The following is an 11117-nucleotide window of genomic DNA, read 5'->3' on the forward strand; positions in this document are numbered from 1 at the left end:
CGCACCCCGCCCCGCCCCGGGCCCCTCCAACTCGTGCGATGCCTCCGGCCTGGCCCGCCCGTCCGGCATCTCCGGCCTCGCCCGCGCCTCCGGCCTCGCCCGCGCCTCCGGCTCGTCCGACGCGCCCAGTTCGTCCGACCGGCGCCTCCCGCCTCGTCCCGCGCCTCCCGCCGAAGGCGCTACGCGTCCTTCAACTCCTGGCGCTGGACGCCCAGTCCCCCGATCTCCAGCTCCACCACATCGCCCGCCCGCAGATACGGCTTCGGCTCCGGCTTGCCCAGCGCCACTCCCGCCGGCGTCCCCGTGTTGATGACATCGCCCGGGTACAGCGTCATGAACTGGCTGACGTACCGCACGAGTTCGCCCACGCCGAATATCTGGTCGGCGGTCGTCCCGTTCTGCTGAAGCTCCCCGTTCACCCGGAGCCTGAGCGGCAGGGCCTGCGGATCCGGCACCTCGTCCGCCGTCACCAGCCAGGGCCCCAGCGGGTTGAACGTCTCGCAGTTCTTGCCCTTGTCCCACGTACCGCCGCGCTCTATCTGGAACTCGCGCTCGGAGACATCGTGCGAGATCGCGTATCCGCCCACATGCGCGAGGCCCTCCTCCACCGAGTCCAGATAGCGGGCGGTCCGCCCGATGACGACCGCGAGCTCGACCTCCCAGTCGGTCTTGGTGCTGCCCCGGGGCACCAGGACCGTGTCCTCAGGTCCGACCACTGTGTCCGGCGCCTTGAAGAAGATGATCGGCTCGCTCGGTATCTCCGCGCCCGTCTCGGCCGCGTGATCATGGTAGTTCAGCCCGATGCACACTATTTTGCCGATCCGGCCGAGCGGCGGCCCGATCCTTACGCCGTCGCCGTCGAGCACGGGCAGTTCGCCGGAGGCGGCGGCCGACCTGATCCGGTCGAGCGCGGTCTCATCGGCGAGCAGGGCTCCGTCGATGTCCGTGACCAGCGCGGACAGATCCCTCAGGGTCGTCCCGTCCTCATCGAGCAGCGCCGGGCGCTCGGCCCCCGCCGTACCGACACGCAGCAGCTTCATCGTCTGTCTCCCTCTGGTCGAGCATTGCCAAGCCGATGGGCGTGGCCATCGGGGGATTGGCCGATCCTCCAAGACATCGGATCACTCCGCAAGTCCCAGTTCATACCCTGGACCTCCCGCCGGCCTCCCTCCGACCTCACGAGGATCTCCCGAGCCGCCCCGCCGCCCCACCACCGCTCCCACCAGAACCATCCCCACCTCCATATCCCCTACGCAACGGTGGCGTGCACTCGCCGCGCAGCGGCCCGGCGCCCACGGCTTGGCGCCCACGGCAGACCGCCTATGCCGGGATGGCACCTATGCCGCGGTGGCCGGCACCGTCGCCGCCACCGGCATGCCTCGGTAGTAGAGGAAGTACCGCTCGACCGCCGTCCAGGTCGTGCTCGTCACCACATACAGCGCCGCCGCCAGCGGCACCACGCCCACGGTGAAAAGCGTCGCGAAGGAGAGCAGCGGCATCATCCTCGTCATCGCGCCCATGCCAGGGAGCTGCTGTCCGTCGGGCCCGGCCGGCATCGCGGGCGCGTTCGCGAGCTGGATCCGCATCCGCCCGAAGTTGAAGGTGGCGACTGCCGCGACGATCGCGAAGAGCGCCAGATACACGAGCCCGGCGCCGCCGAACAGCCCGCCGTGCGCGAGGGCGTCGGTCCAGCGGTCGCCGAGCGGCGCGGCGAAGAGGGAGTGGCCGAGCAGTTCGTTGCGCTCGCCGCCGATCGTCCGGTTGGAGAAGAGGTGGTACATCAGGAAGAACGCCGGCATCTGCGCCAGGCTGGGCAGACAGCCGGACAGCGGCGAGACCTTCTCCTTGGCGTGCAGTTCCACGATCGCCTTCTGCATGCGCTCGGGATTCTTGCCGTGCCTTTTGCGCAGTTCGGCGATCTGCGGGGCGAGCTTGGTACGGGCCTTCTGGCCACGGGCGGACGCGCGGGAGAGCGGGTGGACCGCGAGCCGTACGCAGGCGGTGAACAGGACGATCGCCGCGGCGGTGGCACCCGCGTGGAAGAGCGGCTGGAGCAGATCGGCGAGACCTGTGACCAGGTCGGCGAAAACAGACATGAAAGCAGAGAAAGCAGACAAGGTGAGCCCTCCGTGGGGTCTCGTCGTGCCGGTCGGGAGCGGCCGGCCGCGATACGCGCGGCACGACCGGGTCCGCCATGAGGCGGCGATGAGGCATGACGACCCGTGGGAGGGGGTTACGCGGAGGGTTACGGGGATTACGCAAGCGGCGGGACCACCGGAAGCGGTCGCCCCTATGCCCCTATATCCTTGCGCTATCCCGGTACGCCTGAGCCCCTATGCCCACGCGGCCGTCGCCGGGCGGCGGCCGGGTGCTCGGGGACGGGTACGGCCCGAGGCGTCGGGATCCCGTTGCGGCAGGAAGGCGGTGCGTTGCTCACGGTCGCGGATGGCCGTCCGTACCCGGTGCGGCGGGTGGGCCGGCACGGAGCGCGCGCTGATGACGGCGCAGACGGCGAGGGCTGAGCCCGCGGCGGCGGTGGCGGCGAGCGCGACGGCGGCGGAGAGGCTGCCCGCGTCGATCAGCAGGACTTCGGTGAGAAGGAAGAGCAACAGCCCGGCGGGACGCAGCAGCCGAAGCGCGCTGCGGACCATGGCCTGCTCCTCTCGTCCCGTCCCCATCAAAGTGCTCGTACGACAAATGCCACTCCAGCCGTTATACACGATCGGCCTCAAGGAGCTGCAGCAGTCGGCGAGGCCGAAGCAGTGCCCGACTCACGCCGGTACGGCCGCGCAGCCGCGTACTAGCGGAATCGCGCGCCGCGCGGCGGAATCGACCCGATGTCTGGGGCGCGGGCTGCCGACGGGACCAGGAGCGGGCGGACCACCGGTATCACACCCCGGATCACCGCCCGAACAGCCGACAGCCCGAGGGCGACGGTCCGGAGGATGACGACGCCCACGTACCTCAGAACCGTAGGGCCGCACCGGGCGCGGCCTCCTCTCCGCCCGTATCCCGTACAGCAGTACGGTGTGCACCATGCGCCCCGACATGCCTGCCGACCACCCCACGGAAGCCGAGCGCCTGCTGCGTACGGCGGCCCAGTACCCCGAGGATCACGAGCCCCTGCTCCTCCAGGCCGCGGCCCATCTGGAACTGGCCGGCGACCGCGACCGCGCCACCGGCCTCTACGACACCCTCCTCGCGGGCTCGCCCGACCACCCTCAACTGGTGAAGGCGCTCAAGGCCGCCAACCTCTGGGAGTACGGACACGAGGCCGAGGCCCGCGCGATCATCGACGGTCTGCGCTCCGCCGCGCCGCTGGACCCGGCGCCCTGGGAGATCGTGGCCGAGACGCTGGAGTCCCACGACGAACTGGCCGCGGCCCACGACGCCTTCACCACGGCCCTCAATCTGCTGCTCACGCCGGGCGAAGAGGTCCCTTACCCGACCCACAACCTGCTGATCGGCCGCCACCGCGTCCGCCGACTGCTGGGCCTGGACCACGACGACTGGGACGCCCTCGCCGACCGTGTCCACCCTTCGCCGGTCTCCCTGGACGAGCTGCACGACCCCAAACGCCTCTGGTCCCTGGGCTCCGACAATCCCGCCGAACTCCAGGCCGAGATCACCCGCCTCCGCGCCGAACTGGGCTCCTACCGCACGGCCCTGTCCCGCCCGTTCCCCGTGGCAGTCCTCCACTGGCCGAAGCCGGAACTGACCGAACTCCTCGCCGCGTACCCCACCCTGGCCTCCGAATATCCCTCCCACGAGGCCCACCTCTCCCAACTGGAAGCCTCCCTCCGCGACCTGGCCGCCACCGGCACCCCCAACCTGGGCATCGTCACCGCCACGGTCCCTTCCTACGAAGCCTTCGCGGCCTCCGAACAGTCCTCGCCCTCCAACACCGCTCTGCTCCCCCAATACGCCACCACCCTCGCCGCCCGAGGCCGAGCCGCCCCCTGGCCCCCACCCCGCAACGCCCCCTGCTGGTGCACCTCAACCAAGCCTTACCGCGACTGCCACGGCACCAACTGAGCCGGACCTCTGGGCCCTGCCGTAGTTCCCTTCATCGGTGGAATGTCAGTGGCTGCTGCAAAAATCAAAATCGAACTTGCGGCTTCGATGAAGGGACCATGGATGACGGACGCGCTGGACGACAAATCTCCGGCAACCGGACTCTACGAGCAACTGATCACGCTGCGACTCAAAGACCGTCTCCAGCAGATGGAAGGCACGGGATGGCGAGCGATCGATGCCGAGGTGGGCGTCGAATCCACGCCTCATGTCCTGGCCCGACATGTTGCCGAAACTGTCCGGCGCGTCCTGCGGGGCTTGCCTGACACCGAGCGTGTCCACGCTGCCAACCACATCCTCGATTCGGTCAGCACTTTGGCCGGCGCAAAAGAGTGGGTGGACATGGTGGCCGAAGGTCCTCGGCAGCTCATGGCCATCGCAGAACAAGAGGCACCGGGGGTCTACGCCATCCGCCCGGCCACTCCTCTCTCCGACACCGCCCTGCTCACAAACTCTCCCGAGGATCCCAACCTCGGGTTTGAACTCCGCGCGGAACTGGCCACCGCGGATCGAGTCGATCTGCTTTGCGCCTTCGTCAAATGGCATGGACTACGCGTTCTTGAAGGTGCTCTCCGCACGGCCCACGAGCGTGGTGTCCCTATCCGAGTCATCACGACCACCTACATCGGTGCCACTGAACGACGGGCCCTGGATCGACTGGTCCAGGAGTTTGATGCCGAAGTGAAGGTCAACTACGAGCTTCGCTCCACCCGTCTCCATGCGAAGGCCTGGCTCTTCCGACGGAGCTCTGGATACGACACGGCGTACGTCGGAAGCTCGAATCTCTCCAAGGCAGCACTCCTCGATGGTCTTGAGTGGAATGTCCGCCTCTCATCGGTCGCGACCCCGGATGTCATAAAGAAGTTCGAGGCCACCTTTGACTCCTATTGGAGCGAGGCTGCTTTCGAAGCGTATGACCCTGCGATTCACGGGGATCGCCTGGATGCGGCTCTACGGGAAGCAAGCGGAGGGGCTACAGCCGCCAGCGGTCGAAGCATCACCCTGTCAGGGTTGGAAGTACGTCCGTATCCGCACCAGCAGGACATGTTGGAGCGCCTTGAGGTGGAACGGGATGTCCATGACCGACATCGCAATCTCCTGGTGGCTGCGACAGGCACGGGCAAGACGGTCATGGCCGCGCTTGACTACAAGGCGCTACGCAGAAAGCTGGGGCGAGATCTGCGTCTCCTCTTCATCGCTCATCGCAAGGAGATCTTGGAACAGTCGCTCCGCACCTATCAAGGCGTTCTCGATGACGGGAACTTTGGCGAATTGCTCTTCACTGGCGAAATCCCGTCCGACTGGAACCATGTCTTCGCAAGCGTCCAGTCCCTTAATGCTCGCGCCCTAGAAAGATTTTCCCGCGATCACTTCGACATCGTTGTGATTGATGAATTCCACCACGGCACGGCTCCAACCTATCGTAAGATCATCGACCATTTCACACCCATTGAGCTCCTTGGCCTGACAGCGACTCCTGAGCGTATGGATGGCTTGAACATTCAGGACGAGTTCTTCGACGGGCGCATCGCCGCCGAGATACGCCTATGGGAAGCTCTAGAAAATGACCTTCTCTCGCCCTTTCACTACTTTGGGATCACAGACACCACAGATCTCACTGTAATCCAATGGAAGCGCGGTGCATACGACACCACCGCGCTCAGCAACCTCTTCACGGGAAATGACGCTCGCGCTCGACTAGTGGTGAAAGCAGTAGAGGATAAGATCACCGATCCAGGTCGTATGCGCGCGCTGGGATTCTGCGTATCTGTTGCTCATGCACATTTTATGGCGGAATTCTTCCAGCAAGCCGGACTAAACGCCATTGCCCTGTCGGGCGAAACTCCGGATGACCAACGCCGCTCTGCACTGAGTGCGCTGAGAGCCGGCAAACTGCAAGTAATTTTCTCTGTGGATCTCTTCAACGAGGGTCTCGATATCCCCGATGTTGACACACTCCTTCTCCTTCGCCCGACATCGAGTGCCACGGTCTTCTTGCAGCAGCTCGGACGGGGCCTGCGCCGCCGTGAAGGGAAGGCGGTCCTCACCGTACTGGACTTCATCGGTCAACACCGTAAGGAGTTCCGCTTCGAGGAGCAGTTTCGCTCTCTCACAAATCTCACTCGAAACCGCCTTGTCTCAGCCATTGAGCATGACTTTCCACAACTACCGTCAGGCTGCCAGATCATCCTTGAGCCAAAGGCCAAGGAACTCATCATTGAAAATATTCGCACACAGATCAGCGTGAATGTGGCTCAACTCGCCAATGAAGTGCGGCAATTCGGCGAGCCGGAGCTAGCTGCATATCTGACAGAAAGCGGCCGTGAGATCAAGGAGCTCTACCGAGGAGCAAACCACTCCTGGACCGCACTACTGCGTCGAGCGAACCTCCTACCCGACCCAGCACCTGACGGCGAGGCAGCGTTGCTGAAGCGAGCGTCGGCCTTCCTCCATGTAGACGATCCGGCCCGAGCCGCCGCCTACACCCAACTGCTAGAGGATGACGCACCGTCTTACGACGAACTCACCGAGCTGGAACGCCCCTACGCGCGGATGCTCTTCTTCACACTCTGGCCATTGGGCGGCTTCAACTCCTACCAAGCCGGTCTCACATCACTGCGCCACCAGCCGGCCGTACGAAGCGAATTGCGCCAGATCCTCGCTCATGGCCTAGATCACCTTGACCATGTCACACCTGCCCTTGCTGGTGCGCATAGCGACCTGCCTCTGCGAGTGCACGCGTCCTATAGCCGTGAGGAAATCCTTGCAGCACTAGGCGAGTCCACCATTGATAGCCTGATGCCGGGCCACTTCCGCGAGGGCGTGCGCTGGTGCGATCAGACCAAGATCGACGCTCTCCTCATCACCCTTGAAAAAGACGAGAAGGACTTCTCACCACAGACTCGATACAAGGACTACGCGATGAGCGACACTCTTTTCCACTGGGAGTCGCAGAACCAAACATCAGAGTCCTCACCCACTGGCATCCGCTACCAGTCCCACCAAGCCAACGGATCCCATGTGCTGCTCTTTGTCCGCCGCTACAAGAAAACAGACATCGGCGGCCCCCAGCCCTGGATGCTGCTCGGCCCGGCCGACTATGTGTCACACGAGGGCAGCAAACCGATGGGCATCACCTGGAAGCTTCATACCCCGCTCCCCGCGGACGTCTGGACCTACTCCGCCATCGCCGCCGTTTAAGAATCCCCGTCCACTATCTTCCAAAAACGACGGTGGGCCCGAACGAACCTCTTCTGAATTCGGTGTTGGTCCACCGTTGTTAGCCTTATCTTTGGCGATGTCTCGCCACTAGAGTAGCGATCAATGACATCCAGAGTATCAGTCAGGTAAATCGCACCACGGTCCAACCTGACATGACAATTGGGGCATAGACATAGGATGTTTCCATCAATATCCGGACCACCACTAGCCCATCCCAATGCCTGAATATGAGCGCCCTCCGCATAGCTCAATCCATTCGGCCCGACCGGAAGAGCAATCCTACATATTTGACAGGTGTGCCCGTACCACTGCTTTACACGTCGAGCCGTTGAAGTGTCCCGAACAATGCGCTCAACAGTTGCGGTCTTCCTGGGCGGAGAGCCATCGAATGCATCCCGGACTTGCTGCCCCATGGGCATCAGTTCTTGCTTATCGAAGGGAAGGCGGCGCAGCGTAAACCGACAGATCTTGAACCCCGCCTTGCCGTCCTCAAGCGTAGAGTCCACGACCTCATAGAGCCCGTCATATCGATACCCACTGCTGGGTGAATAGATCCGCTCACCCGTGGCCCCACGGATGACACGAATCTGGTATCCCTTGGCTTGACTGCGCCGAAGGCCTGCGTTCCCTGGGTTGTCCCAGGTTTGGTCTTCTACCTGGCGTCCAGTGTTCTCGTCTCGGCCGCCAGCTCCGGTGTAGAGCACCTCGTTCCAACCATCGCGATCATCCTCGTAGCCCTTGCTCAGCACAATCGCATCTGCTGCTCGCTGACCTTCCTCGTCACGTCCCCACGAGATCCCGTCTCGTTCGGCCTTGTGGAGCTTGGCTTTCTTGACATCAACACGGGAGTCAAAATGAGCTCCAGGGGAGATGTCGTCGATGTGCCCGAAGGTAGCTCTGTACGCAGACATGCATACATGCTGCCTGCCGGATGATCAATTCTGATCATTTGCTTCACGCCATTGAAACGTGTGGCTGAAAACAAGCGCATAGTGGCTTGAAAGAGCTCAACTTGCCTCGTCAAGTGCTACCTCAAATCGAGCCTGGGCGCGGTCCAGGATGTCTTCGAAGTCACACCCGTGAGCGCGGAGCCAGTGGAAAAGATCGGCGATCACCTCAATGACCGTTTGTTCCACCATGACGACCGAGAACGGATGGCTCGACTTGGAATCAATGGGATGCCCTACACCGCGGGACGCCAGAAGAGCTTCAGCTCGCGTGACCTGCGGACTTTCCGTATGACCGAACGGCGAGGTCAGTGTCGTGGCCAACTCGCACCACACGATCTTCGAATCTGCTCCGAGGAGCACGCCCCATCGGTCCGCCAGCTCATCCACCAGCATCATTCCGCGACCCGATTCAGCGTCCGACTCTGCAGCGATCAGCGTTGGAAGAGCGCGAGTCTCCGGATCGCGGACCTCAATGCGCACATGTGTACCCCGCATCGAGACCATGAGTGTTGTCGGCGTCCCCCGACCCACATGCCTGATGACATTGGCGACCAACTCGCTGACGCAGATCTGAGCCGGCGCGATGACTTCCGACAACCCCCAGAATCCCAGGTGCATGCGGACCACACGGCGCAGGCCTACCACCTCCCTCGACTCCGCTAAGAAGGGAACCTCCCAGGGCTTTCGCTGCATGCAGCCATGATGATCAGTCGACATGGCCCTCACCTTTCGAAGTTTTACGCGCACACAAAGTTGCGCACCATGCGAGGATGGCATCGGCGCATCCCGCCATGCAATGTGCACGCCGGGATTCCCCCCAACGAGTGATTGGCGAACCATGCCCCTTCCGATGGGATGGGACTTCCGCTATCCAACAGGGAGTTGAAGTGGCCGGGTCACCTACTGCGCGGCGCCGTCGGCTGGCGATCGAGCTCAAGAAACTGCGTGACGAGGCAGGGCTGACCTGCAATCAAGTGGGCAAGGCACTCGACTGGAGCGGCTCCAAAGTCAATCGCATGGAGACGGGCCAGGGGCGGGTGCAGCCATCGGACGTAGATGCCCTGTGCCGTTTCTACGGCACGTCCGACGAGTTGCGTGAGCTGCTGAAGTCTCTCGCCAAGGAGTCGAAGACCAAAGGATGGTGGCACGCTCACGGGAATGCCATCCCATCATGGTTCTCTGTGTACGTAGGGCTCGAACAGGCTGCTGCCAATCTGCGTACATATCAAGGCGAGTTCGTTCCCGGGCTGCTTCAAACGCCGCAGTACGCCACCGAGTTGAGCCGTGTCACTCCGGATCTGGCGCATGGGGAGATCCCGCGGCTCGTTGATGTGCGGATGCGACGCCAGCAGTTGCTCACCGAGGCCCCTGCGCTCGACTTCTGGGCTGTAGTGCACCAGAGCGTGGTCATGCAAGTGATCGGGAACCGTCAGGTGATGGTCGGACAGCTCGAACGTATGCTGGAAATGGCCCGGTTGGGGAACGTGACGGTCCAGGTCCTGCCGTACGACGCAGGAGCCTATCCGAGCACCGGCCCCTTTACCGTGCTTGGTTTTCCTGAGCAGGAGGATCCCGACGTGGTCTATCGAGAAGGCTTGACGGACTCGGTCTACCTCGAACTCCCGGCGGACGTAAGCATCTATACGAAGGCGTTCGACCATCTCAGAGCCCTCGCCCTGAGCCCACAGCAGTCACTGTCGCTGATCCAGTCAGCCTTGGAGGATCACGCCCGATGACCCAGCTCCCCATAGCCTCTCCATGGCGAAAGAGCAGCTACAGCAACGGCGCAGGCGGCGAGTGTGTAGAGGTGGCAGACCTGACGGAAGTTGGCGTCGGTGTGCGTGACTCGAAGAGGCCGCAGGGGCCTCTCATCGCCGTGCAGCGGGACGCGTGGGCGGGGTTCGTCGCCGCTCTGTGTTGTCAGCAACTCGGTTGAAAGCCTGCTCGTTGCGCCCGTGTGGGTGGGGTGGTCAGAGGTATGGGCGGATGATTACGTTGGGGAGGGATTCGCGGGATTTGGCTGGGTGGAGTTTGGTGCGGACTGCGGCTACGAGTTCTTCGGGGTGGTCGCGGATCAGGGCCGGGACTGCGCTGATCACGTCTACACCGTGGGCTTCCAGGAGGAGACGGCGGCGGAGGGTGGTGCGGTAGGCGGTGACGCCCAGGTGGAATTCCTCCGAGTCGACTTCCAGAGCTACGCCGGCGTGGGCCCAGTAGGCGTCCGGGCGGGCGAGGAAGGTGCCTCTCGGGGTGAGGAGGACCGGGTTCCAGAGTGGGTGAGGGAGGCCGGCGGCGAGGAGGGTGTCGCGGGCCTGGCCCTCGGCGATGGAGCGGGTGCCCGCGCGGAGTTCGTCCAGGATCGCGCCGACCGCCGGGTTGCGCAGGGCGTGGGAGGCGCGCAGTTCGGCGCGGAGGTCCTCCGGGTGGCAGCGACAGGTCTGGACCGTCGTCGCGAGGATCGCACGTACCCGTTCCGTGGACGGTTCATGGGCGGCGAAGTCGGACGCCGCGCGGACCGGGCGTACGCAGGGAATGCCGTTGACCAGCAGCGTCGGCGGCCAGCGGCTGGTGCGGCGCAGCCGTACGTACGATCTGTCCCGCAGACCTCGGCGCGCGCCGATCAGGACGTCGGCGCACTCGGCCGTCGCGCCCCGTACTCCGTACAGCGACAGCGCCGCCTCGCCCGTCAGGACCGCCCTCGCACCCGAGAGACCGGCCGTCCCGGCATCCGCGTAGAGGACCGCTGCGAGCAGCCGCTGGCGTGGATCGGGTTCGCCGGTCTGTATCAGGACGACGCCGGGCAGCAGGCGCTGCCACGGTCCGCCCGGCGCGCAGCGGCCCGCCGCGGTACTGGCGGCGAGGCCGGGGGGG

Annotated in this window: 10 protein-coding genes; 4 read left to right on the top strand and 6 right to left on the bottom strand. The window is 64.2% G+C overall.

The window, feature by feature from the left end:
• Window positions 1-179: 179 nt before the first annotated feature.
• The 3 genes from GA0115259_RS22795 to GA0115259_RS22805 form a co-directional block, all read right to left on the bottom strand.
• Complete coding sequence (locus GA0115259_RS22795) at window positions 180-1040, bottom strand: fumarylacetoacetate hydrolase family protein (protein WP_093600324.1); 861 nt, start codon at window positions 1038-1040, stop codon at window positions 180-182.
• 297 nt (window positions 1041-1337) lie between these two features.
• The gene (locus GA0115259_RS22800) at window positions 1338-2096 is read right to left on the bottom strand and encodes a YidC/Oxa1 family membrane protein insertase (protein ID WP_093600327.1); all 759 of its coding nucleotides are present in this window, start codon (window positions 2094-2096) and stop codon (window positions 1338-1340) included.
• Window positions 2097-2333: 237 nt separating this feature from the next.
• On the bottom strand, window positions 2334-2651 hold the full coding sequence (locus tag GA0115259_RS22805) for a DUF6412 domain-containing protein (protein WP_370748363.1): 318 nt from the start codon (window positions 2649-2651) through the stop codon (window positions 2334-2336).
• A 385-nt stretch (window positions 2652-3036) separates the two neighbouring features.
• On the opposite strand from GA0115259_RS22805, the gene GA0115259_RS22810 reads away from it, so the two are divergent.
• Window positions 3037-4035 carry an SEC-C domain-containing protein gene (locus GA0115259_RS22810; RefSeq protein ID WP_093600333.1) on the top strand — a complete coding sequence of 333 codons (999 nt, stop codon included), beginning with the start codon at window positions 3037-3039 and terminating at the stop codon, window positions 4033-4035.
• Window positions 4036-4137: 102 nt separating this feature from the next.
• Window positions 4138-7275, top strand: coding sequence for a DEAD/DEAH box helicase (locus GA0115259_RS22815; RefSeq protein WP_093600336.1), 3138 nt, complete (start codon window positions 4138-4140; stop codon window positions 7273-7275).
• Here the strand turns inward: GA0115259_RS22815 and GA0115259_RS22820 are convergent.
• A complete protein-coding gene (locus GA0115259_RS22820) occupies window positions 7272-8207 on the bottom strand; it encodes a YDG/SRA domain-containing protein (RefSeq protein ID WP_093600339.1) in 936 nt (311 codons plus the stop codon). The two genes, GA0115259_RS22815 and GA0115259_RS22820, sit on opposite strands and share 4 nt — an antisense overlap.
• A gap of 96 nt (window positions 8208-8303) precedes the next feature.
• On the bottom strand, window positions 8304-8963 hold the full coding sequence (locus tag GA0115259_RS22825) for an ATP-binding protein (protein WP_237540371.1): 660 nt from the start codon (window positions 8961-8963) through the stop codon (window positions 8304-8306).
• Window positions 8964-9133: 170 nt separating this feature from the next.
• On the opposite strand from GA0115259_RS22825, the gene GA0115259_RS22830 reads away from it, so the two are divergent.
• Both GA0115259_RS22830 and GA0115259_RS22835 read left to right on the top strand, forming a co-directional pair.
• Window positions 9134-9982, top strand: a complete 849-nt coding sequence (locus tag GA0115259_RS22830; protein WP_256098088.1) for a helix-turn-helix domain-containing protein — start codon at window positions 9134-9136, stop codon at window positions 9980-9982.
• A complete protein-coding gene (locus GA0115259_RS22835) occupies window positions 9979-10182 on the top strand; it encodes a DUF397 domain-containing protein (protein WP_093600345.1) in 204 nt (67 codons plus the stop codon). Before GA0115259_RS22830 ends, GA0115259_RS22835 begins: the two co-directional genes overlap by 4 nt.
• A gap of 34 nt (window positions 10183-10216) precedes the next feature.
• Here the strand turns inward: GA0115259_RS22835 and GA0115259_RS40490 are convergent.
• A partial coding sequence (locus GA0115259_RS40490) for a hypothetical protein (RefSeq protein ID WP_093600348.1) occupies window positions 10217-11117 on the bottom strand: 901 nt, incomplete at its 5' end.

It is taken from the genome of Streptomyces sp. MnatMP-M17 (assembly GCF_900091995.1).
Classification (GTDB): domain Bacteria; phylum Actinomycetota; class Actinomycetes; order Streptomycetales; family Streptomycetaceae; genus Streptomyces.

Coding starts and splice junctions, on each gene's coding strand:
- GA0115259_RS22805 (WP_370748363.1), bottom strand. CDS start 2,651: ATGGTCCGCAGCGCGCTTCGGCTGCTGCGTCCCGCCGGGCTGTTGCTC.
- GA0115259_RS22835 (WP_093600345.1), top strand. CDS start 9,979: ATGACCCAGCTCCCCATAGCCTCTCCATGGCGAAAGAGCAGCTACAGC.
- GA0115259_RS22810 (WP_093600333.1), top strand. CDS start 3,037: ATGCGCCCCGACATGCCTGCCGACCACCCCACGGAAGCCGAGCGCCTG.
- GA0115259_RS22795 (WP_093600324.1), bottom strand. CDS start 1,040: ATGAAGCTGCTGCGTGTCGGTACGGCGGGGGCCGAGCGCCCGGCGCTG.
- GA0115259_RS22820 (WP_093600339.1), bottom strand. CDS start 8,207: ATGTCTGCGTACAGAGCTACCTTCGGGCACATCGACGACATCTCCCCT.
- GA0115259_RS22825 (WP_237540371.1), bottom strand. CDS start 8,963: ATGTCGACTGATCATCATGGCTGCATGCAGCGAAAGCCCTGGGAGGTT.
- GA0115259_RS22815 (WP_093600336.1), top strand. CDS start 4,138: ATGACGGACGCGCTGGACGACAAATCTCCGGCAACCGGACTCTACGAG.
- GA0115259_RS22800 (WP_093600327.1), bottom strand. CDS start 2,096: ATGTCTGTTTTCGCCGACCTGGTCACAGGTCTCGCCGATCTGCTCCAG.